The organism is Streptomyces glomeratus, from assembly GCF_021462825.1.
Lineage (GTDB): Bacteria > Actinomycetota > Actinomycetes > Streptomycetales > Streptomycetaceae > Streptomyces > Streptomyces glomeratus.
This window is the reverse complement of the sequence record NZ_JAKEEB010000018.1, coordinates 44,378-69,649: the sequence shown is the minus strand read 5'-3', so window position 1 is coordinate 69,649 and position 25,272 is coordinate 44,378. Positions and strand designations below refer to the sequence as shown.

Here is a 25,272-nt window from a genome sequence, read left to right as displayed (position 1 = left end):
TCCGCCGCGCGGGAGACCAGCGGGCCGGCACCAGGGGTGCGGGGCCGCTCCGGGTGTTCCGGTACGTGCCGCCCGTCAGCGGCCGCCCGGGTCCTCGCCGAGGACCTCCTGTGCGCTCTCCACAGCGGTGGCGCGGTCGTCGGGAACCAGTCCGATGCGGGTGCGGCGGTCCAGCAGGTCGGCCGTGTCGAGCGCTCCTTCATGGCGTACGGCCCACAGCAGTTCGGCGCGGGTGACCGGGTGGCCCTCCAGGACCGGCTCGGCCAGCCGGGGGTCGCTCACGGCCAGGGCGTGCACGGCCGGCGCCTCGGTGCCGTACCGGCTGACCAGACGCCGCGGTGCGCGCAGGGCGCCCAGCACCTGGGGCGACGCGGCGCCGACCAGGGGAAGACCGGCGGTGGGCGAGGGCCCCGCGGCCAGACGGCGGGCGGCGATCGCGGCGTCGACGGCGTCCTGGGCCATCCGCCGATAGGTGGTCAGCTTGCCCCCGACCACGGTGACCACGCCCTCTGGCGAGGTGAGGACGGCGTGCCTGCGGGAGATGTCGGCGGTCCTCGGTGCCGCGCCGGAGCCCCCGGCCGGTGTGGTGTCCAGCAGGGGCCGCAGTCCGGCGAAGGCACCCACCACGTCGTCGCGGTGGATCGGGATCTCCAGGGCGGAGCCGAGGACGTCGAGCAGAAAGCCGATGTCGGTCTCGGGCACGGAGGGCACGTCCGGCACGTCGTCCACGGGCTCGTCGGTGAGGCCGACGTAGACCCGGCCGTCGCCCTGGGGCAGGACGAGAACGAAGCGGTTGGTCTCGCCCGGGATCGGAATGTGCAGGCCGGCGGGCAGGAAGCCGAGCCGGTCGGCGCGCAGTACGAGGTGGGTGCCGCGCGAGGGCCGTATACGGACCCCGTCCACCAGGCCGCCGGCCCAGACGCCGGAAGCGTTGATCACCGCGCGGGCCCGGATCTCGCCCTCGCGGCCGGTGAGTTCGTCGCGTACCCGGGCCCCGGACGAGGTGAGTTCCAGGGCCCGTACACGGGTCAGGATCCGTGCGCCCCGTGCCGCGGCGGTGCGCGCGACCGCGGTGACCAGGCGGGCGTCGTCGGTCACGCGTCCGTCCCAGGAGAGCAACCCGCCGCGCAGGCCCGCGGCACGCAGCGCGGGAGCCAGATGGCGTGTCTCCGCCGCGGAGAGCCTGCGCGGCGCGGGCAGCGTCGACCGGGCCGTGCGTGCCGCCAGGCGCAGCGAGTCACCGGCCCGGAAGCCGGCCCAGGCCAGGGCGGCCTGACCGCGGGAGACCAGGGGGGTGAGCGGCAGCACGAACGGCTGGGCACGCACCAGATGGGGGGCGGTGCGCTCCATCAGGATGCCGCGTTCGAGTGCGCTTTCGTGGGCGACGTCGAACTGCGCGGAGGCGAGATAGCGCAGACCGCCGTGAATGAGCTTGGAACTCCAGCGGGAGGTGCCGAAGGCCAGGTCGTGGGCGTCGATCGCGGCCACCGTCAGTCCACGGGCGGCGGCGTCCAGGGCGGCGCCCGCGCCGGTCGCGCCGAGGCCGACGACCAGGACGTCCACGGGCGGCCCGCCGACGGTCTCGTCCAGTTCGCGCAGGCGGCGGGCGGCGGTCAGGGACGTGCCCGGAGCGGGCTGTCCCGAAGGGGCCGGGCTGCTGCTGGAGCTCATGGTGTGAGGGTCCTCTCGAGGATGGTCCGCAGTTCTCCGTAGAAGGCCTCGGTGCCCAACTCGGCGTCGTCCTCCTCGGTCATGGTGCGCAGCGACAGGGTGAAGGACTGGGCGACCAGGAGCAGGGACCTGGCCTGCCGTTCGGGGTGGCCGGGGCGTACCGACCCGTCCGCGTGGCCCTCCTGGAGGGCTTCGGTGAGCAGTTGGAGGAGGGCGTCCTGGCTCGCTCCCCGCCGGTCGAGCACATAAGGGAGGAGGAGTTCCGGGTCCACGTCGACGATCTTGCGGAAGAGCGGATGGCGGCGGAAGGCGTCCACGCCCTTCGCAAGTCCCTCCACGATCAGGGAGCGCGCGTCCGTCCCGCGGCCGCGCTCGGGCATCGCGCCGGTGGCGACCGCGATCCACTCCCGGGTCATCAGGTCGCCGACCAGCGACCGGACATCGGGCCAGCGGCGGTACAGCGTCATCCGGGAGACGCCGGCTCGGCGCGCCACGTCGGTCAGGGTGGTGCGCCGGACACCGACGGCCAGGACGCAGTCGCGGACCGCGTCGAGCACCGGATCGTTGTCCGAGGCGTTGTGACGAATAGGCGTCATGTGTAACAGTGTAACGCCCCCTGCGGCAGCGCAGGAGACGGCTCCTTTCACGACGACCGGTGAGGACAAGCACCATGGACATGCTGTGGAGCGGCTGGGGCGACCCGGCCCGGGCCACGCCGCTGCCCGACACGGTGATCGGGCTGCTGCGCGACATGCTCGGTGTGAAGCCGCGCGGCGCCGAGCCGGTCGCCCTGGACGAGATCACCGTGCCGGAACCTCCCCTGGATCCCGCCGCGCACCAGGCGCTGCTGGCCGCCGTCGGCGCCGAGGAGCACCTGCGCACCGACGCCGAGTCCCGCATCCGGCACACCCGCGGCAAGTCCACCCCCGATCTGCTCCGCATCCGCGACGGCGACGTGGGCGACCTCCCCGCGGCCGTGGTCCTCCCGGCCAGCCACGAGGAGGTCCTCGCGGTGATGGAGGTCTGCGCCGGCCACGACCTGTCCCTCGTCCCGTTCGGCGGCGGCACCTCCGTCGTGGGCGGCCTCGCCCCCGAGCGGCGGCGCCCCTTCGTGGCCCTGGACCTGCGCCGCCTGGACGGCCTGCTCGACGTCGATCCGGTCTCCCGCACCGCCACCCTGCAACCCGGCCTGCGGGCCCCGCAGGCCGAAGCGCTCCTGGCGGAACACGGCTTCACCCTCGGCCACTTCCCCCAGTCCTATGAGTGGGCCACCATCGGCGGGTTCGCCGCCGCACGCTCCAGCGGACAGGCGTCCGCCGGCTACGGCCGCTTCGACGAGATGGTGCTCGGCCTCACCCTCGCCACCCCCACCGGGACCCTCGAAGTGGGCCGCGCGCCGCGTTCGGCCGCCGGACCCGACCTGCGTCAGCTCGTCCTCGGCTCAGAGGGAGCGTTCGGCGTCATCACGTCGGTGACGGTACGGATCTGCCCCGTCCCGCACAGCCGCGTCTACGAAGGGTGGCGCTTCGACTCCTTCGAGGAGGGTGCCGCCGCCCTGCGGCGCCTGGCCCAGGACGGGCCGCGCCCGACCGTGCTGCGCCTGTCGGACGAGACCGAGACGCTCATCGGCCTTGCCCAGCCCGACGCCATCGGGGCCTCGGGTCTGCCGCAGGCCGCCGGATGCCTCGCGATCGTCGGATACGAGGGCACCGAGGAGGACACCTCACACCGACGGGAACGGGCCGCGGCCGTGCTGCGCGACTGCGGTGGCACCCTTCTGGGCCAGGAGCCGGGGGAGCGCTGGGCCCACGGCCGCTACTCGGCGCCCTACCTCCGGGACGCGCTGCTGGACGCCGGAGCGTTCGCCGAGACACTGGAGACCGCCGCCTTCTGGTCGCGACTGCCGGGGCTGTACGCCTCCGTCCGTGAAGCGCTCACCACGACGCTCACCGACGCGGGCACACCGCCCCTGGTGATGTGCCACATCTCCCATGTCTACGAGAACGGCGCCTCCCTGTACTTCACCGTGGTCTCCGCGCAGGGTGACGATCCCGTGGCGCACTGGGCGCCGGCCAAACAGGCCGCCAACGAGGCGATCATGGCGGCGGGCGGCACGATCAGCCATCACCACGGTGTGGGCACCGACCACCGCGACTGGTACGTCCGGGAAGCCGGGCCTCTCGGCATCGGCGCCCTCCAGGCCGTCAAGCGCCGGCTGGACCCCACCGGTCTGCTCAACCCCGGCGTCCTTCTGCCCGCCGACTGACCCCCGCCCGCATCCCGCGTACTCTCCTCCCACACACCCCTCCCTCCCGCACACCACCCGCATGGTCCACGACCGTCAGGCGCCCCCGGAGGCACACCGATGCGACAGTTCACCGCGATCGTCAACCCCGCCGCCGGCGGATCCGCCGGGGTCGCGGTACTGCTCCGGGTGGCCCGGGTGCTGCGGGAGGCCGGGGCGGAACTGGAGACCGAGTACAGCCGCAGCCTGCCGCATGCCCAGGAACTCGCCCGGGAGGCCGGACAGCGGCAGCGGGTCGTCCTGGCCGTCGGCGGCGACGGCATCGTCGGCGGCATCGGTGGCGCCCTCAGCGGCACGGACACGCTCTTCGGCCTGATCCCGGCCGGCCGTGGCAACGATTTCGCCCGCGCGCTCGGCCTGCCCACCGACCCGGAGGCACTGGCCCGGGTGCTGCTCCACCACGTTCCCCGTTCCGTCGACACCATCGAAGTGGAGTCCGCCCACGGCCGCAGCGTCGCCCTCGGCAGCGTGTACGCGGGCGTCGACGCGCTCGCCAACCGCCACGCCAACCGCTCCACCGTCCTGAAGGGCGCCGCTTCCTACTACGCGGGCGGACTGCGGGCCGTCGCCGGCTGGCGGCCGGCCGGCTACCGGGTCACCGTCGACGGCGAGGAACTGACGCACCGCGGCTACACCGTCGTCGCCGCGAACTCCGCCTACTACGGCTCCGGCCGCATCATCGCCCCCGACGCCCGTGTCGACGACGGGCTGCTCGACGTGGTGATGATCCGTGAGGCGCCGCGCCGGCTCTTCTTCGCCCTGATGAACGAGCTCAAGTCGGGGGCCCATGTGCACCGGCCCGAGGTGCGGATCGTGCGCGGCACAGAGGTCCGTATCGAGGCCGACCGGGATGTCCCGTTCGGCGCCGACGGCGAGGTCGACACCGTCCTCCCCGTCACCGCCAGGGTGCTGCCCGGAGCGCTCGCCGTGCTGTGCTGACAGCGCGCGGGGTGGTGAAGTGCGCGATCCCGGGAAAACGGCCGAAGTGATCTTCGAGTCGAACCCGTGAGGGGGAGTGCACCACGTGGCCACGCCCGTCCGCCGTACCCGACCGATGAACCGGCGCTCTTTCGACCTCCGCTCCACCGCCCTGTTCTTCGGTCTTCTCGGGGCCGTGATCGCCCTGCTGGGGCTGGCGGCTCGTACGGCGATCAGGGTCGTCGAGTACCGCCCCGCCTGGGCCGTCGTCCTCGGAGTCCTCGCCGTCGCTACCGCTCCGGCTCTTCGAGGGCGCCGACGGAACCGGATCTCCGTGGCCCGGACGGTTCGCGAGGCGACCGCTGCGCTCGACGAGGCGACAAGAACGGCGATCGACGCGCTGGACGAGCCGTCCCTTCCCGGCCTGGAGCCGGCCGTGTCGCCCACGGCGGTGGCTGCGCCCCTCGCCCCGGATGATCCGGCCGGGGCCGACGGGCCGGCCGCCGACCACCGCGGCGCCGAGGCCACCGTCATTCTCACGCCCGGGATGCCTGACGCGGTCACCGCCGCCCCGACGGCCGAGGTCGTCGACTACGACGCCTTGGGCCCCGACGAGTTCGAGCAGGCGATAGCCGCTCTGTGCGAGCGCGACGGATGCGCGGGGGTGGAGGTCGTCGGTGGAGCCGGGGACCTCGGCGCCGATGTCGTGGCCACGGCCCCGGACGGACGGCGTCTCGTCATCCAGTGCAAGCGCTACGGAGACGGCAACCGGGTCGGCTCCCAGGACCTCCAGCGCTTCGGTGGCACCTGCTTCGCCGTGCACGGGGCGGACATCGCGGTCGTCGTCACCACCAGCGGCTTCACCGCCCCGGCCAGGGAGTACGCCGAGCAGTGCGGGATCGTGTGCTGGGACCGGGAGGATCTGGAGGCCTGGGGCGAACGAACGGGGCCGGAGCCGTGGCGGGCGCACACGGGCGGCGGCGAGACGGGGTGACCCCGTCGGCGATACACACGTACACCGGCCTCCACCAGCCATTCGCTCCGTTCATGAACCTCATGAGGCGTGCCCATCACCGGCCGTGGTCCTGACGGTCTCCCCGTGGTGCGATGGGCACATGGAACTGCGTGAGCCGCATGCCTTCGTCGCGGTGGTGGAAGAAGGCGGTTTCTCCGCCGCGGCCCGTCGGCTGCACGTCAGCGGGCCGGCGCCGTCGCCGACGGTCGGTTGCCCGGAGCGTCAGCTCAGGCTGAAGCTGCTGGTGCGCGGCAACACCGCGTGCGGCCCACCGACGCGGGTGCGGCGCTGCTCGGGGATGCGCGTGTGGTCCTTGGGCGGACGATCAGGCGCTGCGGATGATCGCCCGGTACAGCGGAGGGGGAGGCGGCGTCCTTGCTGGTCGACCGGGAACGGCAGGGCGTACTGCCGGCCGCGGAGCCGGCCGAGGCCGAGGGGATCGCGCTGGATCGGCTGGCCGGTCTGCAGTGGGTGGCCTTCCCCCGCTCGGACAGCCCCGCCTGGTGCGACGAGCTGACCGCGATCCTGCCCAGCCACGGCCTCGACCCGGGGGGCCACAGGCCCCGGAGGGGCAGCGGCCGATCGCGGAGGTGAAGCCGGCGGCCGTCGGTGCCGGCCGGGCCTTCGTGCTGGCGCCACCGGACTGGTCGTAGCCCATTCCCGACGGTGTGGCCTGGTCGCCACTGATCGGCCACCGCTCATCCGCCGGACATGGGCGGTGTGGCCGGCCGACTCACGGCGGCAGGACCTGGGACGCCTCATCGCCGCCTTCGAACAGCCGGCCGGTGACCGATCACCAGCTGACTTTCGTCATTGACAGTCAGCCCGGCGGCCGGTTAGCGTCGCAAGGCGAAGTCGGAACAGGGAGGCCCCGGGGCATGGGAAGATCACGTACGTACGAGTGGGACGACCCCGCGATCACCGCGGAGGCCGCGGGCCGCACGTCCGGTCTCGAACTGCTGCACGACATGCTCGCCGGGCGTCTGCCAGCCCCGCCCCTCAGCGCGACGCTGGGCATGGCGCTGCTGGAGGTCGAGCGGGGTCGTGCGGTGTTCTCGCTGGTCCCGGGTGAGGAGCACTACAACCCGATCGGCAGTGTGCACGGCGGCGTCTACGCGACCCTCCTCGATTCCGCGGCCGGATGTGCGGTCCACTCCACCTTGCCCGGGGGCATGGGCTACACCTCGCTGGATCTGACGGTGAAGTTCCTGCGCCCGGTCACCGTCGACACGGGCGAGGTGCGGGCCGTGGGCACCGTGCTCAGCAGCGGCCGTCGCACCGCCCTTGCCCAGGCCCAGCTGTTCGACGGAGCGGACCGCCTGCTCGCCCACGCCACCAGCACCTGCGTCCTGTTCCCGACGTCCGGGTCCTGAGCGGCCGCGTGGTCTGCTCGCCCACCCGCCCGCTCATGGGCCGAGACGCGGCGGATGCCCCGGTCCGTACCCGGGGAAGAGCGAGCGCGGGTCCGGGAGCGTCGCCGCGCCGGTCACGGTGACAGCGTCCGCCTCGGGCCGGTTGCGGCCGTAGACGAGGCGCAGCATCGCCTCCGCGGAACCGGAGAGGGCGCCGGTCGGCTCGGCGGGCTCGCACGGGTAGATGTGCAGTTCGGAGCCCAGAAGCAGACACAGGGTCCGCTGCGGGTCGGTGGGCCGCACCGCGATGCGGCCGGGGACGAGCCGGCCGAAGGCCTGCACGTCCCGGAAGCGGGTCGCCACCAGATCGAGCCGCTCCCACAGCAGATCGACCTCCGCCGTGGGGATCAACGCGGTTAACTAACCTCGCGCTCCGCACCGCGGCCGGCACCCTGTCCGGGCAGTCAATCGGCCAGCAGGTCGAGGAGAAGGACGTCGAGACGGTCCTCGACCACCTGAGGGCTATCTGGCCCGACGGCGTCGAGACCGTGCACTCCCACCGGCTCGTCGAGGCCCTCGCCACCTACCGGGCCGACCTCTACAAGCCGTGGACGGAGATGGACGCGGCAGACGCGTCCACGGCGCTCAGCGCGGCTCTCAAGCCGTTCAAGGTGTCCACCCGGCAGCTCACGATCCGAGAGTGCTGCGGCGGCGCCAAGGGCCTCCGCTACACCGACCTGCCGGCCGTCGAGGACGGCGAGTAGGGGCCCTTGAGCCGGTTTCGGGAAGGGGTTGCGGTTTCACCCACCCCGAAACCGGTTTCGCCCCTGATGTCGGCTCTGAGCTGGGAAGTTTCGAGCTTCGGGCAGTCCAGCGGCCTCCCAAAATCGGATGCCACGAGGCCGTCGTCATACCTAGTGAGCCGAATCTGCTCCATCACTAGGGGTCCGGCCGCCCGTCACAGCGGCACTTCCAGCGCCACGGGATCGTCCTGCCCATCCCACGTCACGTAGATCGTCGTTGGAACGGGCATGCCCATCGCCGTGAGGATCTGGAACTCATGCCCTTCGCCGGGCTGCAGCGTCGCCCCATCGGGCAGGCTTCTGCACTGGCCTGGCTTTCCGGCCCGGACGACGGTCACGTTGATGGCAGCCCCTGTACCGACGTTCCGTAGGACGTACTGAACGCCGCCCGTCCGGGTCACCCTCAAGTCCGGCTTCGGCCGCGTCGCTTCAGCTTCCGCGTTCCGCCGCTCCTGCGCTTCGCGCCGCATCTCGGTGAGCGCGGCCTCGTCGGCCGCAGCCGACCGCTCCGCCGCCGCCGCGGACCGGTCAGATGCGATCGCCGATTGCTCCGCGGCTTCGGCCGACTGCCTGCTGTGCTTCAGGGCTAGGCCGCTGAACACGGCCGCCACGACCGCCACCACCAAGGCCCCCCAGGCCGGGACGTCTCCCCAGTTCATGCGGGGACGATAGCCCGCATCCCCCAACTGGCCACAGTCTCTGCGCAGTACAGCTACGCTTCCGCCACCGATCACGTCTCGGGGGGACCTTCATGTCGCCACGCCGCACCCGCGGTTCATCCTGCATGTTCTACGTCCTCGTCGCCATATGGGGCGTCGGCGTCCCGCTCGCGATCCTCCTCCAGTTGGTCAAGCACGAACCGGCCCTCGGTATCCCGCTGCTTCTCGCCGCGTTCGCCGCCAGCGGTGCCTACGTGGTGCGCCGCGCCCGCAAGGCCGAGCAACGCCGCCTCGATGCCGCGCGCCTTGCGCAGATCCGCGACGTACAGTCCCGCGAGGTCGCCCGCTACCACACCATGAGCCCGAACGAGTTCGAGCACGCCATCGCCTACCTGTGCCGGCGCGACGGCTGCACGGACGTCAGGGTCGTCGGCGGAGCCGGAGACCTGGGAGCCGACGTCATCGCCACCGCCCCCACCGGCCACCGCATCGTCATCCAGTGCAAGCGCTACGGGCTCACCAACAAGGTCGGCTCCCCGGACGCGCAGCGCTTCGGCGGCACCTGCTACAGCGTCCATGGCGCCCACATCGCCGTCATGGTCACCACCAGCACCTTCACCCGGCAGGCCATCGGCTACGCCAACGCGCAGCGCATCCGCCTGTATGACGAGCACGCCCTCGCCGGCTGGGCCTCGCAGACCGGCCCGGCCCCGTGGCATCAGGCAAGCGTGCCAGCCGCTTAGCCATCAGGTACGTCGCAACGGGCCCGGCAAAGCTCTGCGGGTCAGTGGAGTGCTTCGATGGCCTTCACGATCAGGGCGCGGGCGTCTGCCCCGTACACGGCCAGGCCGCGCAGGCCATCGAACGCCTTTACGTACAGGGCGATCTCGGTGGGCTGTGTGATCTGCACGCGGGCGGCCAGCAATTCCACGGACACAAGGCTCTCGTCGTACAGGTGGAACAGCTCCTGCGGCCACATGGGGCGCGCGATGGTCGCGCTGGGGATGATGCCCAGCGACACCTGCGGCAGCGCCCCAGCCGTGAGGAGGTAGCCAAGCTGAGCAGCCATCGCGTCCTGGTCCCCCAACTGATAGTGGAGGACCGGTTCTTCGATGACCAGCGAGAACCGGCGGCCGGGCTCGTGGATGATGCGGGACCGCTCGAGCCGGGCGGCGACGGCGTCAGCAACGTCGTCGGGGATGCCGCGGAAACGGGTGATCGAGGACATGAGTCCACGGGCGTAGCCCTCGGTCTGGAGCAGCCCGGGGACCATGGTGGGCGAGTAGACCCGGAACAGCTTCGTCGCCTTGAACAGCGGCACGTAGCTCTGCTGCAACTGCTTCAGCCCGGTGCGGGACTTGCGCCGCCACTCGGTGTACATCGACTGGGCGGTGCGTGACTGGGCGATGATGTCGTCGGCCTGGCCTGCGGCACCGCAGGCTTCGCACCAGCGGCGGATGTCGTCGGCCGACGGCGGCGTGCGGGCGCCCTCGATCCGGTAGGTCTTGGGGTGGGACCAACCGCAGCGGGTGGCCAGCTCAGGCCCTGTGATCCCGGCGTCGGCCCGGAGTTCCTTCAGGCGCTGCGCGACAGCTTCGCGGGCGACCTGGGCCGAGGAGGACGGGGACATGGGCATGAGCTGGCCTGACCTTACTGGCTGATCGTGTACTGGTCGTGCGGGATGGCGCGCGCCCACACCTCTTCGAAGGCGTCGGCGCACAGCTTGGCGGCGGCCGGGTCCTCGCTGATCTCTCCGCCCGCCGAGGCGCCCTCGCCGGTGAAGTGGTTCCACCGGACCAGGCGGCCGTCGATCAGCCAGAAGTCATTGCCCGGCAGCGGAATGTCGGAGGCGCGGCGGCGGGGGAGCCAGCGCACCTGCTCGCCGGCGGCCACGTTGGTGAAGGTGCCGTCGTAGAGGAACCGGGTGTACTCGCTGACGGGCTCGGACACGATCCGGGCGCGGCGGACGATGACGCCGCGACCCACCGTCTCTTGGATGAGGTCGAGCCACGGCCGCCACCAGGACGCGCGGTCCGCCGGGTCGTGGCGGAAGCCGGCCCGCCAGGCGGCGAACGGACCTTTCTCGTAGTCGACGGCGTAGGAGTCGCGCATCTCCAGGTGAATGGCCGTGCGGGTGGCCGAGCCGAGGAGTTCAGGCCAAGTCGGCACGCTCGACGGCATCGCACGCCTCCCTGATCATCGGCACCATCCTGGCGGGGATCCGGATTACGGCTTCGTGGTCCGGGATCCCCACCGCGTGCCCGGGTACCTCGAACGCCGCGCATGCGGCCTCGAGGTCCGGCTCCGGCTTCCAGCCCTGGAGCACAAGCTCCTTCGCCTCCTGGTCGACCCACACGGTGGGGCTCTCGCCATCCCCGGTGTTTGGGTCGATCCCGATGAACTGTAGATCCACAGTCGCCTCCGATGCTCGACGTGTTCAGGGATGTACACCACCATTGTGCGGAGAGCATGGCAGGCAACACCATAAACAGGACGCGTGTACATCAGTGCACACTGCTGGCTGTGACGGTGTGCACGCTTCTAGCGTCGGCAGCCACGACAAAACCCCGATGAGGCGGTGGAGCCTCCCGGGGCGTGGCCAACGCTGTGAAGGAGCGTCGACGCCATGCACGCCACAGCCGACCCGACCACTGCGGCAGAACAACGCCCACAGAGGGAGCGTGACGCGCTCGCCCGGGCCGCCAAGGCCTTCACCGCGAAGCCCTCCTACGCGGCCTACAAGGCGCTCATCCAGCACTACGGCCACTGCCCCGCCTGCGCGCACAACATCGCCCCCTGCGGACCGGGCAGGCAGCTGCAGCAGGCATGGAAGGCGGTGCGCTGGTCATGATCGACACGACGATGAGCGCGCCCGTCGACCTGCCGTTGCCCCTAGAATGGCCCGCTCCCGCGCCGCACTGCCGCGTGTGCACGGCTCTGGCCAAGCAACGCGCAGAGGCTGCGGAGGCCAGGGACTACTCGAGGGTCTCGGACTGCAACGTCGAGATCCGCGAACACAAAGACGACCACCCAAGGCGGCGGCCGTGAGTCGCGCAGGTTGGGCGTACGTGCCCGCGGGCAGCGGCCGCGGCCGCCTGCAGCGCATCGCCAGCAACAGCCGGGAAGCCCGTGTTCAGCGCGCCTATCGGACGTACATAGACCACTGCCGCGGCTGCGCCGTCTGCGCCGTCGACAGCGCCCTGTGCCCGACCGCCGAGGAGCTGTGGGGCACCTACCAGGCGGCCATCAAGCCCTCATAAAGCTCCGCCCGTCCCGTACCCCATGCACCGGGGGACGGGCGGCCCCTGCGACCCGCTCCGGGCACGCAGGAGAACACTCCGCACATCATCACTCCAAGGAGACGATCATGCGTACAGCAGCCCTCCCGTTCGGCGTCCGCGCCGAGCGCACCCCCTACACCGTGACCCTGAAGGCTGGCTCGTTCGCGTACGACCGCGCCCGCCAGGTCAACGTGCTGACCGACGGCTCCGGCTCTCTGTGGAGCCGATCCACATCGCTGAACGGAAGCTGTACCAACACGAACTGGGACAGCCAGAACGACGACACCGCCGACCCGTACGTCATTCGGTGACACAGCACCTGTCCGGCGGCCCGGTGCTGGTCGTCACCAAGGAACTGGACCCCGCAGCGGACCTCGTGGTCGACGAACTCTCGGCCCGGCACGTGTCCGTGATGAGGTTCGACATGGGGGACTTCCCCCTCTCCATCTCGCTCTCCGTCGAACACGCCGCGGCACCTTGGGCGGGGGTCCTGGCTGACGAGTTGCGCTCCGTGCGGCTGGAGGAGGTGAGGGCCGTCTACTACAGGCGGCCCCGCCTTCCCGCCGTCTCCGAGGAGCTGCAGGAGCCCCACCGCGCGTGGGCCAAGGAGCAGGCTCTCGCTGGGCTGCTGGGCACCCTGTACGCGCTGCCGGTGGCGTGGGCCAACCGGCCGGACGTGGACGGCATCGCCTCCCACAAGCCGGGCCAGCTCCCCGTGGCGGCCGCGCATGGGCTCCGCACGCCTCGCTCGCTCATCACCACCGACCCGGCCGCGGCCCGGAAGTTCTGCCAGGACGTGGGCGGCCGGGTGATCTGCAAGCCGCTCATGGGCGGCCCGCTGGAGTACCCCGATGGCCGCCGCACCGGGGTGCCGACCCACTTGGTCGACCCCGACACCATCGACGACTCCGTGACCCTGACGGCCCACCTGTTCCAGGAATGGATCCCCAAGGCCCACGAGGTGCGCCTCACTGCCGTGGGAACGGACCTGTTCGCCGCCGAGATCCACGCCGGCAGCGACGCCGCCCGGGTGGACTGGCGCAGCGACTACGCCGCCCTCAGCTACGACATCTGCGATGTGCCCGACGACGTACGGGCGGGCGTGCTGGGCTGGATGGAACACTTCCGGCTCAACTTCGGCGCGTTCGACTTCGCCGTCACCCCGGCCGGCGACTGGGTGATGTTCGAGTGCAACCCCTCCGGAGAGTGGTCCTGGATCCAGAACAAGACGGGCCTGCCGATCGCCGCGCACATCGCTGACCTACTCGCCGGAGAACGACCATGACGACGCAGACCGAAGAGCGCGCCGAGCAGCTGCGCGCGGCCCTAGCCGACGACCTCCTGGCCAGCGGCCAGCTGTACGACCCGACGTGGCGCAAGGTGTTCGAGACCGTTCCCCGGCACCCGTTCGTGCCGGAGTTCTGGAGCCTGGTCGACGCCGAGGTCCGGCATGTGCTGTTCACTGATCCGGACTGGCTTGACCTGGTGTACGTGGACGACGCGCTGGCGACGCAGATGACCGACGGCGTGGCCACCTCGTCGTCCACGGCGCCCGGCCTGATGCTCGCCATGCTGCAGGCTCTCGACGTCGCGGACGGGCACCGGGTGCTCGAGGTGGCCACCGGGACCGGCTACAACGCGGCCCTGCTCTGCGAGCGGCTCGGCAGCCACAAGGTCGTCACCATGGAGGTGGACCCGGAGCTCGCGCAGCTGGCGAGGAGCAGGCTGCGGCGCTGCGGATACACCCCGCAGGTCGTCGCCGGGGACGGCCGCGACGGGTACCCGGCCCCGGCACCGTACGACCGGCTGATCGCCACATGCGGCTTCACCGCGATCCCGGCCTCGTGGCTGGAGCAGGTGAAGCCGGGCGGTGTGATCGTCTGTCCGGTGGGCTGGGGGACGGTGCGCCTGGTCGTCAGCTACGACGGGCGCGCCGAGGGCCGGTTCCTTCCGGCGGGCTCGTACTTCATGGCCGTCCGCGACGCCGCCACCACCGGTACCGCGCCGCACCCGGGCAGTCCGGACTCGACGAGCGACCGGCCCACGAGCCTCGACCTGGTCGCGTTCGACGAGGACGACTCGTTTCGTTTCGTCGTGTCGCTGGCCGCACCTGGTACGGCGTTCGCCCTGGAGCGCAACGACGAAGGGCGGGTGGCGGCTGTGGAGCTGTGGGGCGCTGACGGAGCCTGGGCGCGGGCCGAGGGCGGGATCGTGTGGCAGGCCGGGCCGCGGGCGCTGTGGGACGCGGTGGAGGCCGCGCACGAGCTCTGGGCAGCGCACGGGCGGCCGGGCCGGGAGCGCTTCGGCGTTACCTCGACCGCCGCCGGGCAACGCGTCTGGCTGGACTCCCCAAGCCGTCCACTGCCCACCGCTGCCGTCGAGTAGCCGCAAGCTCCCCTTGCCGTGGACCGGAAACCGCGGTGAGGGGACCGCCCGCCCCGTTGGAGGACCGGAAACCTCTGGCGGGGCGGGCTTCGTTCTGCGCCCATGACCAGCCCGGGCGCCTAGACTTTCCTCTGACCCTCATGGCGCCTCCTGGGCGCCGCACGCGCGGCCCGCTGCACCCACCCGGCAGCGGGCCGTCCGCGTTCGCGGCCAGCGTCAGCACCCGCTGCCCCCGTCAGACCACGTTGGATTCCACGCCGAACTGGTTCAGCAGCCCGGAGGATAGCGACTGAGCGCAGTCCCGAAGCACAACGCGACTCGCTGCCCCGGGCAGCTCAGAGCCCGCAGGAAGGATCTTCATCGGCGTTCTCGCGTGCGAGGGCACCTCCAAGAACGAGTGATTCTCAATGAGCGGCGCGAATCCGATGTAGTGGAGGATGGGCGGCCTCTCATGAGCCGCGGGATCGCAGACGATCACTGCGGTCAGGTCGCTGCCACTGTCGATGCGACGTGCGAACCGGGACTCGTGGGCGAGAGCGACGGCCTCGCATACGCCGATCTGCACGGTCCTGGTTTCGACGGGCACGTACGGCATATGGATCGGACTCTTGGGGACCTCGTTCTTCTGCAGCACATAGCGCGACACGTCGACGGCGTACACGACCGTTCCGTCATGGTGCAGTTCCACCAGCATGAGTCGGCTGTTTGGATGTGCTCCCTGGAACGGCTGCAGGAAGTTGCCCTCAACCCAGCGCCGCAACCCGACCTTGGGCGCTCCGGCGAGGGCGTCGCGCATGAGGGCTGGGCCTCGAAAGTCGCCCAACATGTCGGCCGCCGTGCCGAGCGCAGCCCTGAGGACCTTCCGGGCTTCATCCCTTGTAGGTGCAGGCACTAGCGGGGGGACAGGCCGTGCCGGGCGGGATACGACGATGAGCCACGCGACCATCGGGTCACCCTCCGTCAAAACGACTTCCCGGGTCTGCTCAAGCTGCCGCGCCAGAGCTCGGTCGGCTTCGGCCTGCCGCGCGAAGCGCTCCCGGTAAGCCCTGTCGATCTCGTGCTCGGCGAGCCATCCGGTGTGGTCCGCGTACCGGAAAGGCACTGCAAACGCGTGCAACTGCTTCTCGCGGGGCGACGTGCCGAGGACGAAGTGTGGCGCCATGGCGCTCGCTGGGACATCGACTACCAAGACGCTCTTGCTGCCGTCAGCGGATGAGCGTATGTACGCATCGACGCCGGTCACGAAGGGTTGCGTGTTCGCCCGCAGCCATTTGTACAGATGCTCTGTGTTGGCGGCGTCCGGGTCGATGCCGGTGATGGTGCGGTCGTTGCGGACCCCATAGATAAGCAGGCCGCCGCGAGCGTTGGCCATCGCGGCGACGTCCTTCGCGAACTCGTTCCACTCGCCCGGCTCGGCCTTCTTCGGAAGATCGCGCTTCCAGTCGAGATCATCCCGCTCCCCCTCGATCTCGGCCGCAGCCTGCTCGATCATCTCGTAGGTGACCGGGACGGGCGGAGCGCCGAGTTCCTGATGAATGCGAGTCCATGAGGTGGCCATTGCGTCAGCATAGGAGCGCACAGCGGGGTGAGAGCTTTCCCCGAGCCGCCCGACCGTGCCACGGACGTGCCAGCAGCCATCGAAACAGCAGTTCAAAGACGCGGAACCGCGTCCCCTATGCGGTTACGGCCTCTGCCGCAGAGGGCGGCCACAGGGGCACACGCGAGACCAGGTCGACCGCCTCAACCCACTCGGCTGCCGGCAGCGACCGCTCGATGATGTACCAGGCGCCCGGATCTCCCCCAAACCGCGTGGACGTGAGCGTCTCGGCAGCTCCCGGAGGCAGACGCCGCCAGGCCCAAGGCACCCACCGGTGAGCCTCGGCGTCAGGGACCTTGACGGTGATCCGTATCGGGAGGGCGCCGAACTTCTCAGGGAGGGAAGCCGGATCGGGGCTGATGCTCAGGTGCACGGTGCACGGTGCGCGGGAGCTCCGGCATGTCGTCGGGGTCGCGAGGCCATCGGGCGCGGATCTCGCCGGACGCGACGATCCCTTCCCAGTGCTCAGCATCGGTGAAGTGGTACAGCAGCATCGCCGAACGATACGCGAGAGCACCGTTCGGGGCGGGGCTCGACGCTGCGCCCGGACGCCGCAGGAAGGAGCCGGGCCCTATCGGAGGCCCGGCAGTCCCGAACACCCTCAACGGCGGGACAGCACAAAGGTAGCCGTTCCGCATTGACGGAGGGGCCGAACATCAGCAGGCGGGGCCGACAGCCACCTGCACCTTCTTCAGGCGCTTCGCCGGCGTGGCGTCGGCGTTGTAACCCGGGTTATCGGACGCCCACGCCGCCTCGGTGCAGTAGCCGGCACCGGTCGGTGACGTGTGCGTGAGCGACTGGAATGTCGTCTCACAAGTCGCGACGTAGTAATTCCCCAAAACCTGTGCGCTGTCGGGCAGCTCGGGCGTCTTGTACCAGACGATGACGTCCCGCGTGGGCTCGCATGTCTTCGACGAACGGGAAGGCTTCGGCTTCTGCTTCGCCGCGTTCGATGCGCTCTTGGTGGGCGCAGCCGCTACGTGGCTGCTCTTCTTCGCGGCCGACCGAGGCGAGGCGTGCGCAGACGCTGATGCGGAGTGCCCCCCGCTGCCCCCGCAGGCGGTGGTCAGCAGGATGGCGGCGATGGGCAGGATGAAGCGGCGCACGGGGTCCCCCCTTGGACAGTGCTGCAGTTGCGTGCGGCCACAGTGGCAGCTGCGTCCGGAGCGCGGGTTGTTGTTGCCGGACCGTGACGGCAGGAGAAGCGTAGGACCGTCATAGTGCACGATGGAGGCCGGACCTGCATTACACACGTCCGGCCTCCTGACCAACGAGGTCAGCGCTTGTACGAGCTGTACGTCCTCGGATTCCGCATACCCAGCTGGAGCATCTGCTTCTCGACGACGTTCCGCAGGTTCCGCTCGGTCAGCACGTGGCCCTCGACCGTGATGGCCAGGTGGTAGTGGTTCACCACGCCACCCCCGCCACCGCCCATCGCCAGGCCTGTGCCGGCGAACGCTCCGGCTCCGGCCACGGAACCAGCGAGCCGGTTCACGGCCCGGGTCGCGTGATGAGCGCTGCCCTCCACGCCAGCCGCGAGGCGGCGGGGGATCCACTGGCCGATCTCGGCGAACACTCGGCTGGGGCTCTTGATACCGAGCGCTTTCTTGATCGCCTTCTGCATGCTCTTGGCGATCTTCATCATCTGCTTTTCGATGGCCTTCTCTTGGCTCTGCAAGCCACGAACCAGACCCTGCGCGGCCCGGATCCCGGACCCGTACATCGAGTCCGCGACTGCCCGGCCGGCGCTGTCCGCCGCGCGCTTGGTCGTCTTCTGCAGCGCGTTGATCTGGTCGATCTGGCCCTTCGACGCCCCGGCGAGAGCTGCCGCCGTGGCCCAGCCCTGATCGACGCCTGCGGCGGCGATCTGCGCCACGAGGTCGGCGCTCAGCCCCTTCTTCTGCAGGGCGCGTAGCTGGGCCGCGTAGTGTACGGCCTTGGTCATCTGGTCGCGCATCTTGTTGGCCACCTCCTGCGCGGTCAGGGCGAAGTCTTCCTGCGGGGCCTCCGTGACGATGCTGAAGCCCTGCATGATGCCGGAGGAGACGCCCACTTCCGCAAGTACCTGTGGAGCGAGCACTTCTGGTCACCCTCCTACTTCGCCGGCTCCTGCGGTGGGGCACCACTGGCCGTGGTCAAGGAGTACATCGAGAACCAGAAACGCCCGGACTGAGCCCAGCCCCGTCATGGGAGCATTTCCGAAGCGATGCGGCGGCGCTCCGCGCCGCCCCACTCAGGATGCGATTCCTCCCAAGCGTGAACGCCCCGGGTTCCTCGCAAGATCAGGCTGAATCCACGGCGACTTCCACGTCCCAGGCGTGCACGGACTGCTCCGAGAGCCGGTAGCTGGCGTACTCCGGGACGCTGAGGGGTCCGCTGAAGTAGGGGATGCGCAGGGCGGCCCGCTGGGAGCCGTCGACTGAGTCCGGCAGGGCCAGGTGCCGGGCATCCGCCTCCCGCCAGGCGTCACGACGGGCCGGCCCGGTCAGGGCGTTCCAGTGTTCCCAGACCGGCACGCTGTCCTCCTGCCGGTTTTGTGCACGGTGCGGTGCTCCCCGTGGACGGCGGCCGCACCGCCGTCTGACCCGTGGCATGCCCCGCGACGCGACGCCCTGGAAGCCGAGCAGGTCGCACTCGCCGCCCGGCACAGACCTGACCACGCATCCGCTCCGCCGCTGTCTCGTTCCTCTGCGGGCCCGGCGGACTCGAGGCCGCCCCGGCGGAGCGGCCATCCGGGGGCCATGGTCGCGGAAGTCCCGTGCCGAGACGACTGCACGGGTACTCAAGACCAGGGCACGCACGCGAAAGGGCTGTGACGAGATGCAGATCGATCTGAAGGGCCGTACCGCACTGGTCACCGGCTCCACCCAGGGCATCGGCGCGGCGATCGCCACCGGACTGGCCCGCGCCGGGGCCCGGGTGGGTGTCAACGGCCGTTCCGCCGAGCGCGTGGCGGACAGCATCGCCCGACTGATGCAGGAGGTGCCCGGAGCCGATGTGGTGCCGGTCGCCGCGGACGTCACCTCCGAGGAGGGCGCGCGCCAGGCGGCGGAAGCGCTGCCGCACGTCGACATCCTCGTCAACAATCTCGGGATCTTCGGCGCCAAGGACCCCCTGGAGATCACCGATGAGGAATGGCGACGCTACTTCGAGGTGAACGTACTGGCCGCGGTGCGCCTGACCCGTCTGTACCTGCCAGGCATGAGCGAACGCGGCTGGGGACGCGTCCAGTACATCGCCAGTGACTCGGCCGTCGTCATCCCGGCCGAGATGATCCACTACGGCGTGTCCAAGACGGCGCTGCTCGCGGTGAGCCGGGGATTCGCCAAACAGGCCGCGGGCACCGGTGTCACGGTGAACTGCGTCATCGCGGGCCCCACGCACACCGGAGGCGTCGAGGAATTCGTCTACTCACTCGTCGACCGGGAACTGCCCTGGGACGAGGCCCAGCGCGCCTTCATGCGCGAGCACCGGCCGCAGTCGCTGTTGCAGCGACTGATCGAGCCGGAGGAGATCGCCCACATGGTCGTGTACCTCAGCTCCGAACAGGCCTCGGCCACCACCGGGGGCGCACTGCGTGCCGACGGCGGTTACGTCGACTCCATCCTGCCGTGAACCCACTCCCCTCCGCAGTGCGCTGAGATGCGGAACCACGGGTGTGCACATAGCGTCTGAACCGCACCTCAGTGGGGGACGGCACCGGGCGCCGCGTCGTCGTGCGCGGTGCCTGCTCGGCGCGGGAGGCCGTCGACCATGCGCACCACAACAACCCCCCGCCGTGGACCGGCCCGGACGCCGCTCGTACGGCGGTGGCGGCAGGCGGCGGACCGGCATCTCAATCCCGTGCAGCGATCCTTGCTGGTGACATGGGTGTCCTTCGGGCTCACCTTCGGCGCCGTGCGGGTCGTCACCCACGGCATCCGCGGCGGATGGCTGCCCTTGGGAAACATCTCCGCGGGCGGAGAGCACCTGCACCACTACAACTTCGGGATCGCCACGCTCGCCGGACTGGGCCTGATCGCGGTGCGTGGGGACGAGCGGGCCGTCGGACATCCCGCCGTGGCGGTCGCCTACGGCTGCGGGACCGCGCTGATCTGCGACGAGTTCGCGCTGCTGCTCGACCTGCAGGACGTCTACTGGGCCAGGCAGGGCCGGATCAGCGTCGATCTCTCCCTGGGAGTGCTGTCGGTGCTGGGCGCCTACCTGACGGCCAGGCCCTTCTGGCACGAGATCGGCCGCATCACGGGCCACCATCTCGCCTCAGCGGCCGGCGGCGGAGCACGGGCGGCCGTCTGAGGGCCCGACCACACCGTCGGCGGCGCTCGACCGGCCGGGACGCATCCCGACGGTGCCGCGACGGGCGTTGCGTGAGGCACGAGGAGGATGGATGAGCCAGGGCGAGCACGCCACGGGATCCCCGCAGCGGCAAGCCGCCGGAAGCGACGCCTCCGGCAGGGACGACGGAAGACGGGGCGAAGAGCTCCGCCACCACACCGCGCCGGGCACCGGGAACACGGCCGGGGCCGGCCCTCCGGCGGCGAAGAGCCGTGAGGAGGGCCGGCCCGACGACACCACCGCCACACCCCACCCCCAGGAACCGGCCCGCGGGCCGGTTGCCGGCGCCGCGGCGGCGAACGGGTCGCCGGAACGCCGGGACGGGCAGCCGCCCCCGGCCCCCTGGCGTGACGGCGGAACAGTGTCCGAGGCATCCGCCGACGCCTCTCGACGGCGGCCGGGTACCAGCCGCACACCGCGGTGGCGCAAGGCACGGATGCGGATATCCCAGGCCGACCCCTGGTCGGTGATGACGACGAGCTTTCTGGTGTCGGCCGGGCTGGGCCTGTGCGTGATCGTGGCCGTGGCGGCGGTCACGATGATGATGAGCGTCCTCGGCCAGGAACCGGTGCTGTCGCTGGGCTGGCAACTCACCCTCGCCTTCACCATCGCCGTCGTGGCGGTGGAGGTCGCACTGGCCACCGCCCTCGCGACACTGGCCGCCTTCCTCTTCAACTGGTCGTCGGGCTTCGCCGGCGGGGTCGAGGTCACGCTGGCCGAGGACCTCCCGGCCCCGCCTGAGTCCGCCCCCGACGGTCCACCGGACCGACAGCGGTGAGGCGGGCGTGTCAGCGGTGCGCGGACAGGTAATGCGAAGAAGCCCTGGCGCGGTGGCCGAAGGCTTCTTCGTATCGGCTGCCGACGACGGCTGTCGCCCCGCTCAGCGGCGGTAGAGGCCCTCGATCTCTTCCGCGAAGTCCCGCAGCACCACGTTCCGCTTCAGCTTCAGGGACGGGGTCAGATGGCCCGAGGCCATGCTGAACTGGGCATCCAGGATGCGGAACTTGCGTACGGATTCGGCCTTGGAGACCGCGGCGTTGCCGTCGTCCACCGCGCGCTGTATCTCGGCGAGCAGCTCGGGGTCGTCGCGGAGTTCCGCCGGGGACACCCCCTTGGGCTTGTTGTTCTGCTCGGCCCAGCGCGGCAGGAACTCCTCGTCGATGGTCACCAGGGCAGCGACGAAGGGCTTGCCATCACCGACCACCATGCACTCGGCGATCAGTGCATGGGCCCGGATGCGGTCCTCGATCACGGCCGGGGCGACGTTCTTGCCTCCCGCGGTGACGATGATCTCCTTCTTCCGGCCGGTGATGCGGAGGTAGCCCTCCTCGTCCAGCGAGCCGATGTCGCCGGTGTGGAACCAGCCGTCGACGAGCGCCGCCGCGGTCGCCTCCTGGTTGTTCCAGTAACCCGTGAAGAGGTGCTCGCCGCGCAGCAGTACCTCGCCGTCCTCAGCGATGCGCACCGTGCTGCACGGCAGCGGCAGGCCCACCGTGCCGATCTTCTGCCGGTCCCACGGGTTGAGCGTGGTCGCGGCGCAGGATTCCGCCAGACCGTAGCCTTCGAGCACGGTGAAGCCGAGTCCGCGGTAGAAGTGGCCGAGGCGCTCGCCGAGCGGGGCGCCCCCGGAAATGGCGTGCCGGGCCCGCCCGCCGAGAACCGCGCGCAGCCTGCCGTAGACCAGCCGGTCGAAGAGCTTGTGCCGCAGCCGCAGCGGGAAGCCGGGTCCGGAGGAGGTCTCCAGGGCCCTGCTGTACTCGATCGCCGTGTCCACGGCCTGGTCGAAGATCTTGCCCTTGCCGCTCGCCCGTGCCTGGGCCCGTGCCGAGTTGTACACCTTCTCGAAGACGCGGGGCACGCCCAGCAGGAAGGTGGGCCGGAAGGAGGCGAGTTCCTCGGTGACGTCCTTGATGTCACCGACGTGCCCGAGTTTCACCGGTGCCATCATGGCTCCGACCTCGACCACCCGGCCGAGGACGTGCGCGAGCGGCAGGAAGAGCAGGACGGAGGAGTCCTCGGCGAAGATCGGCTTCATCCGGGTGATGGTGTTGCCGCACTCCGCGAGGAAGTTGCGGTGGGTGAGCAGGCAGCCCTTCGGGCGACCGGTGGTGCCGGAGGTGTAGACGATGGTGGCGAGCGAGTCCGCACCGGCGGCCCCGATGCGCTCGTCCACCTGAGCGTCCATCACCTTTTCGCCGAGCGCGACGAGTTCGTCGACGCCGCCCGCCTCGATCTGCCAGAGGTTCTTCAGCAGGGGGGTCCGCTCCCGCACCTGCTCCACGATCGCCTGGTGTGTCCCGGTCTCCACCACGCAGGCCACCGCGCCCGAGTCGCCGATGACCCACTCCACCTGCTCGGCGGAGGACGTCTCGTAGATGGGGACGGAGACCGCGCCGGCGCTCCAGATGGCGTAGTCCAGCAGCGTCCACTCGTAGCGGGTCCGGGACATGAGCGCCACCCGCTCCCCGGGCTGGACACCGGAAGCGATGAGACCCTTGGCGACGGCCCGTACTTCGGCGAGGAAAGCGGCGGCGGTGACATCCCGCCACTGTCCGGACACCTTGCGGGCGAGCACGGCCCGATCGGGGAACTCGGCCGCGTTGCGGACGACCACCTGCGCCAGGTTGCCGTCGGGGGGAACGTCGTATAAGGCCGGAACGCTGAACTCACGCAAGGCTGCTGCTCCTTGTCGGCGTCGACATCGGTGTCGGCTGCGGCGTGGGGGGCCGCGTCAAGGGCTTGCGTTCGACGGCCCGAACGGTACCAGCCGTGATCGGACACTACCAGCCGGTAAGTGAACACGAAAAGATGTCGGGCGTGTGTACTTCAGGAAGGCGTTCCCCGCGTCTTCATCCTCACATGTTCGAGGGGTTGATCAGGAAGGCCCGATTCCTCTGTCATGGAGGGCATGCCCGATCCTAGTCTGTTCGCATGGCCCCTCTACCGACCGGTAATGACGAACCCCTGTGGCCCGTCGGCCAGTTGAGGGGGAAGTATGTGTGCGTGCCGAGAGAGCGAACGGGGACCCGTTCCGCGGTCTCCGGCTGCCGGGATCCGCCCGGCGGCGCCGCGTCCCAGCGCCTCGACCGGTTCCGGCTCAGGCCGGCGTCGGGCCGGGGCTCTCACAGCGGCCGCGGCTGAAACGTGACGGTTCCAAGAAGGCTTCGGTGCGATCCGTGCGTGGGAGCGGTCCCTCGTGACCTCCTCGCGCAACTCGCTTACGACACCGATGCGTCCTGCGTGATGTCCAGTCCCGCGTCTCGTACCACAGCCGGCGACCTTCGATGCGACCGCCCGACCTTCGGGGGCGTCGGCAGAACGAAGAACGTTTCAACCGAGAGGTACCACGCAATGTACAGCCAAACAAGAACTGTAGCTTCGACGAACCGCCACCGCCATCCTCTGGCAGTTCTGCGCTCCAGGGCCGGTTTCACCCACGGCGAGTACGCCCGTTTGATCGCCAGGACACACGCGGAGCTCGGATTCGGCCAGATGGCCGCGCGGCGCGAGAAGGTCTCCCGCTGGGAGTCCGGCCGCGCCGTTCCGGAGCGGACCGCCCAGCTCGCCATCGCACACGTCCACGCGGTTCCCCCCGAGGAGGTGCTGCGACTCGACTGGCCGGACTGGCTGCATCTGGCCAACGGGGACGCACGCCAACTGGAATTACCGTGGACCACATCAGCCGTCCCCGAAGCGATACTCGACGCGATCGCCGGGCGCGAGGAAACCCAGCAGGATTACCTCATGGCGACCGGCTGGGCAGCCAGGTCGCTGATGGAGAACTGGCTGGACGCCATGGCCGAGAAGACGGCGACGGCGCCCGCGGATTCGACCCCTCCTGCCTCAGCTCGGGTGCGGGGGCCCGGCCTGGTCGGCGAGACCGAATCCGTGCTGGAGGCCTGCACCCGGCTCCGTACACTCCACCGGTTCGCGGCCAGCTTCTCCGCGGGCTGGCTGGTGGCCGCCAGCGAATCCGAACTGCGGCACCTGGCGGACCACTTCCTCGCCGCGCCGGAGGCCCTGCACCACGGCAGGGAGCTGCTGGTCCTGGCGGCCGAGGGGCTGGCCGTCTGCGGTTTCATCGCCCGGCTGCAGGGCCAGCACGTCACTGCGCAGCGGTACTACGTCGCCGCGCTGCGCTGCGCGACCGCCGCCAGTGATCCGGAGACGGCGGCGGCGATCGTCACCCTGCACGTCGGCCAGTACCTGGATCTGCATCTGCACGAGGAGGCCGCCGAACTGCTCGAGGCGGTCAAGAAGCTGTTGCGCCGCAACCAGGTGCATGTGAAGGACCCGACCCTGCTGGCGCTCCTGCAGACGCAGTCCGCCCGCGTCCACGCGCAGCGCGGGGACGACCTGGGACGCAGAAGGGCGCTGGCCGTGGGGCGCCAAGTGCTGACGACGGGGACCTCGTCGGCCGGCATACCGATCCTGCCGCTGCGGTCGGAGGACTGGCTCAGTTGCATGGACGCGGTCTCGCTGCTGGACCTCAACCAGCCGGACCGCGCCATCAAGCACTTCGAGCCGGTGCTGTCCGAGCATCACCCGAACCTGAAACTGCCGCCGTGCGTGCACGCCATGTACCTGCTGCGCGCGGCCGAGACGCAGGTCGCACTGGGAGACGCCACGGGCGGCGCGGAGTCCGCGAGCAGGGCGGCGACCTTGCTCGGTGGAGTGCGGGCTGCCGCGTCCGAGCGGGTACGGCTCGCCCTGCGCGCGTACGCGCATCTGCCGGAGGTCACCAGGTTCCTGGCCTCCGCCTAGCGCTGACGCTCCCGGGCCGGCGGTCACCGCCGCGCGCGGCGACGCGCGGGCCCGGGACACACAGCACCACTGACCACGAGGAGACGGAGGGACGAGGAGCCGGCTCCCGCGGCGGCACGGAACTCGGCCGCCCGGCACGTACAGGAGTGCCGGGCGGCCGAGTGCTGTTCGGGAAGGGGAGGGCGAG

29 protein-coding genes and 2 pseudogenes are annotated in these 25,272 nt (G+C 70.7%); 18 read left to right on the top strand and 13 right to left on the bottom strand.

Going from position 1 to position 25,272, the window contains the following annotated elements:
- Nucleotides 1-75: 75 nt before the first annotated feature.
- Together LZ604_RS21390 and LZ604_RS21385 are read right to left on the bottom strand one after the other, a co-directional pair.
- The gene (locus tag LZ604_RS21390) at nt 76-1,671 is read right to left on the bottom strand and encodes a glycerol-3-phosphate dehydrogenase/oxidase (protein WP_234517033.1); all 1,596 of its coding nucleotides are present in this window, start codon (nt 1,669-1,671) and stop codon (nt 76-78) included.
- Nucleotides 1,668-2,267, bottom strand: coding sequence for a TetR/AcrR family transcriptional regulator (locus LZ604_RS21385; protein WP_234517032.1), 600 nt, complete (start codon nt 2,265-2,267; stop codon nt 1,668-1,670). The genes LZ604_RS21390 and LZ604_RS21385 overlap by 4 nt, the downstream gene beginning before the upstream one ends.
- 74 nt (nt 2,268-2,341) lie before the next feature.
- Here LZ604_RS21385 and LZ604_RS21380 point away from each other — a divergent pair, with 74 nt between their 5' ends.
- The 6 genes and pseudogenes from LZ604_RS21380 to LZ604_RS21360 all read left to right on the top strand — a co-directional run bounded on the left by LZ604_RS21380 (nt 2,342) and on the right by LZ604_RS21360 (nt 7,282).
- Nucleotides 2,342-3,937 (top strand): FAD-binding oxidoreductase, encoded by a 1,596-nt coding sequence (locus LZ604_RS21380; protein ID WP_234517031.1) that lies wholly within the window; start codon nt 2,342-2,344, stop codon nt 3,935-3,937.
- A 99-nt stretch (nt 3,938-4,036) separates the two neighbouring features.
- Nucleotides 4,037-4,915 (top strand): YegS/Rv2252/BmrU family lipid kinase, encoded by an 879-nt coding sequence (locus LZ604_RS21375; protein WP_234517030.1) that lies wholly within the window; start codon nt 4,037-4,039, stop codon nt 4,913-4,915.
- A gap of 115 nt (nt 4,916-5,030) precedes the next feature.
- The gene (locus LZ604_RS21370) at nt 5,031-5,888 is read left to right on the top strand and encodes a restriction endonuclease (RefSeq protein WP_234517029.1); all 858 of its coding nucleotides are present in this window, start codon (nt 5,031-5,033) and stop codon (nt 5,886-5,888) included.
- 121 nt (nt 5,889-6,009) lie between these two features.
- Nucleotides 6,010-6,150, top strand: a pseudogene (locus LZ604_RS36300) (LysR family transcriptional regulator); the annotation flags it as partial.
- Nucleotides 6,151-6,284: 134 nt separating this feature from the next.
- A complete protein-coding gene (locus LZ604_RS21365; protein ID WP_234517028.1) occupies nt 6,285-6,503 on the top strand; it encodes a type 2 periplasmic-binding domain-containing protein in 219 nt (72 codons plus the stop codon).
- Nucleotides 6,504-6,787: 284 nt separating this feature from the next.
- Nucleotides 6,788-7,282: a PaaI family thioesterase gene (locus LZ604_RS21360; RefSeq protein ID WP_234517027.1), complete on the top strand. Its 495-nt coding sequence runs from the start codon at nt 6,788-6,790 to the stop codon at nt 7,280-7,282.
- A gap of 33 nt (nt 7,283-7,315) precedes the next feature.
- Here LZ604_RS21360 and LZ604_RS21355 read toward each other — a convergent pair whose 3' ends face one another.
- Entirely contained in the window at nt 7,316-7,672 is a 357-nt protein-coding gene (locus tag LZ604_RS21355; protein ID WP_234517026.1) for a hypothetical protein, read from the bottom strand.
- Between the two features lie 137 nt (nt 7,673-7,809).
- Between LZ604_RS21355 and LZ604_RS21350 the strand changes: the two genes are divergently transcribed.
- Entirely contained in the window at nt 7,810-8,025 is a 216-nt protein-coding gene (locus tag LZ604_RS21350) for a hypothetical protein (protein ID WP_234517025.1), read from the top strand.
- A 194-nt stretch (nt 8,026-8,219) separates the two neighbouring features.
- Here LZ604_RS21350 and LZ604_RS21345 read toward each other — a convergent pair whose 3' ends face one another.
- Nucleotides 8,220-8,723: a hypothetical protein gene (locus LZ604_RS21345; RefSeq protein ID WP_234517024.1), complete on the bottom strand. Its 504-nt coding sequence runs from the start codon at nt 8,721-8,723 to the stop codon at nt 8,220-8,222.
- A gap of 125 nt (nt 8,724-8,848) precedes the next feature.
- Between LZ604_RS21345 and LZ604_RS21340 the strand changes: the two genes are divergently transcribed.
- Complete coding sequence (locus LZ604_RS21340; RefSeq protein WP_308283614.1) at nt 8,849-9,466, top strand: restriction endonuclease; 618 nt, start codon at nt 8,849-8,851, stop codon at nt 9,464-9,466.
- A 41-nt stretch (nt 9,467-9,507) separates the two neighbouring features.
- On the opposite strand, the gene LZ604_RS21335 is transcribed toward LZ604_RS21340, so the two are convergent.
- The 3 genes from LZ604_RS21335 to LZ604_RS21325 are packed head-to-tail and all read right to left on the bottom strand — an operon-like array spanning nt 9,508 to nt 11,136.
- A complete protein-coding gene (locus tag LZ604_RS21335) occupies nt 9,508-10,359 on the bottom strand; it encodes a helix-turn-helix domain-containing protein (RefSeq protein ID WP_234517022.1) in 852 nt (283 codons plus the stop codon).
- Between the two features lie 14 nt (nt 10,360-10,373).
- On the bottom strand, nt 10,374-10,904 hold the full coding sequence (locus tag LZ604_RS21330) for a DUF6879 family protein (RefSeq protein ID WP_234517021.1): 531 nt from the start codon (nt 10,902-10,904) through the stop codon (nt 10,374-10,376).
- Nucleotides 10,876-11,136 carry a hypothetical protein gene (locus LZ604_RS21325; protein ID WP_234517020.1) on the bottom strand — a complete coding sequence of 87 codons (261 nt, stop codon included), beginning with the start codon at nt 11,134-11,136 and terminating at the stop codon, nt 10,876-10,878. The genes LZ604_RS21330 and LZ604_RS21325 overlap by 29 nt, the downstream gene beginning before the upstream one ends.
- Nucleotides 11,137-11,349: 213 nt before the next feature.
- Between LZ604_RS21325 and LZ604_RS21320 the strand changes: the two genes are divergently transcribed.
- The 5 genes from LZ604_RS21320 (at nt 11,350) to LZ604_RS21295 (ending at nt 14,389) form a co-directional block, all read left to right on the top strand.
- Complete coding sequence (locus LZ604_RS21320; protein ID WP_234517019.1) at nt 11,350-11,574, top strand: hypothetical protein; 225 nt, start codon at nt 11,350-11,352, stop codon at nt 11,572-11,574.
- 193 nt (nt 11,575-11,767) lie between these two features.
- Nucleotides 11,768-11,983: a type II secretion system protein GspJ gene (locus LZ604_RS21310; protein WP_234517018.1), complete on the top strand. Its 216-nt coding sequence runs from the start codon at nt 11,768-11,770 to the stop codon at nt 11,981-11,983.
- Between the two features lie 107 nt (nt 11,984-12,090).
- A complete protein-coding gene (gene tgmA / locus LZ604_RS21305) occupies nt 12,091-12,315 on the top strand; it encodes a putative ATP-grasp-modified RiPP (RefSeq protein ID WP_234517017.1) in 225 nt (74 codons plus the stop codon).
- On the top strand, nt 12,312-13,289 hold the full coding sequence (gene tgmB / locus LZ604_RS21300; RefSeq protein ID WP_234517016.1) for an ATP-grasp ribosomal peptide maturase: 978 nt from the start codon (nt 12,312-12,314) through the stop codon (nt 13,287-13,289). Before tgmA ends, tgmB begins: the two co-directional genes overlap by 4 nt.
- The gene (locus LZ604_RS21295; RefSeq protein WP_234517015.1) at nt 13,286-14,389 is read left to right on the top strand and encodes a methyltransferase domain-containing protein; all 1,104 of its coding nucleotides are present in this window, start codon (nt 13,286-13,288) and stop codon (nt 14,387-14,389) included. Before tgmB ends, LZ604_RS21295 begins: the two co-directional genes overlap by 4 nt.
- Before the next feature lie 235 nt (nt 14,390-14,624).
- On the opposite strand, the gene LZ604_RS21290 is transcribed toward LZ604_RS21295, so the two are convergent.
- The 4 genes from LZ604_RS21290 to LZ604_RS21275 all read right to left on the bottom strand — a co-directional run bounded on the left by LZ604_RS21290 (nt 14,625) and on the right by LZ604_RS21275 (nt 18,066).
- Nucleotides 14,625-15,947, bottom strand: a complete 1,323-nt coding sequence (locus LZ604_RS21290; RefSeq protein ID WP_234517014.1) for an AlbA family DNA-binding domain-containing protein — start codon at nt 15,945-15,947, stop codon at nt 14,625-14,627.
- A gap of 371 nt (nt 15,948-16,318) precedes the next feature.
- Nucleotides 16,319-16,480, bottom strand: a complete 162-nt coding sequence (locus tag LZ604_RS21285) for a hypothetical protein (protein ID WP_234517013.1) — start codon at nt 16,478-16,480, stop codon at nt 16,319-16,321.
- A gap of 162 nt (nt 16,481-16,642) precedes the next feature.
- The gene (locus LZ604_RS21280) at nt 16,643-17,092 is read right to left on the bottom strand and encodes a hypothetical protein (protein ID WP_234517012.1); all 450 of its coding nucleotides are present in this window, start codon (nt 17,090-17,092) and stop codon (nt 16,643-16,645) included.
- A gap of 170 nt (nt 17,093-17,262) precedes the next feature.
- Nucleotides 17,263-18,066: a hypothetical protein gene (locus LZ604_RS21275; protein ID WP_234517088.1), complete on the bottom strand. Its 804-nt coding sequence runs from the start codon at nt 18,064-18,066 to the stop codon at nt 17,263-17,265.
- Nucleotides 18,067-18,069: 3 nt separating this feature from the next.
- On the opposite strand from LZ604_RS21275, the pseudogene LZ604_RS21270 reads away from it, so the two are divergent.
- Nucleotides 18,070-18,159, top strand: a pseudogene (locus LZ604_RS21270) (transposase); the annotation flags it as partial.
- Between the two features lie 109 nt (nt 18,160-18,268).
- Here the strand turns inward: LZ604_RS21270 and LZ604_RS21265 are convergent.
- A complete protein-coding gene (locus LZ604_RS21265) occupies nt 18,269-18,502 on the bottom strand; it encodes a maleylpyruvate isomerase N-terminal domain-containing protein (RefSeq protein WP_234517011.1) in 234 nt (77 codons plus the stop codon).
- A gap of 304 nt (nt 18,503-18,806) precedes the next feature.
- Here LZ604_RS21265 and LZ604_RS21260 point away from each other — a divergent pair, with 304 nt between their 5' ends.
- The 3 genes from LZ604_RS21260 to LZ604_RS21250 all read left to right on the top strand — a co-directional run bounded on the left by LZ604_RS21260 (nt 18,807) and on the right by LZ604_RS21250 (nt 21,099).
- Nucleotides 18,807-19,601, top strand: a complete 795-nt coding sequence (locus LZ604_RS21260) for an SDR family NAD(P)-dependent oxidoreductase (protein ID WP_234517010.1) — start codon at nt 18,807-18,809, stop codon at nt 19,599-19,601.
- A gap of 138 nt (nt 19,602-19,739) precedes the next feature.
- Nucleotides 19,740-20,282, top strand: a complete 543-nt coding sequence (locus LZ604_RS21255) for a hypothetical protein (RefSeq protein WP_234517009.1) — start codon at nt 19,740-19,742, stop codon at nt 20,280-20,282.
- Between the two features lie 91 nt (nt 20,283-20,373).
- A complete protein-coding gene (locus LZ604_RS21250) occupies nt 20,374-21,099 on the top strand; it encodes a DUF3566 domain-containing protein (RefSeq protein ID WP_234517008.1) in 726 nt (241 codons plus the stop codon).
- A gap of 102 nt (nt 21,100-21,201) precedes the next feature.
- Here the strand turns inward: LZ604_RS21250 and LZ604_RS21245 are convergent, their stop codons facing one another.
- On the bottom strand, nt 21,202-22,995 hold the full coding sequence (locus LZ604_RS21245; protein ID WP_234517007.1) for an AMP-dependent synthetase/ligase: 1,794 nt from the start codon (nt 22,993-22,995) through the stop codon (nt 21,202-21,204).
- Nucleotides 22,996-23,774: 779 nt separating this feature from the next.
- Here LZ604_RS21245 and LZ604_RS21240 point away from each other — a divergent pair.
- Nucleotides 23,775-25,085 (top strand): NsdA family TPR-like regulatory protein, encoded by a 1,311-nt coding sequence (locus LZ604_RS21240; protein ID WP_234517006.1) that lies wholly within the window; start codon nt 23,775-23,777, stop codon nt 25,083-25,085.
- Nucleotides 25,086-25,272 lie beyond the last annotated feature (187 nt).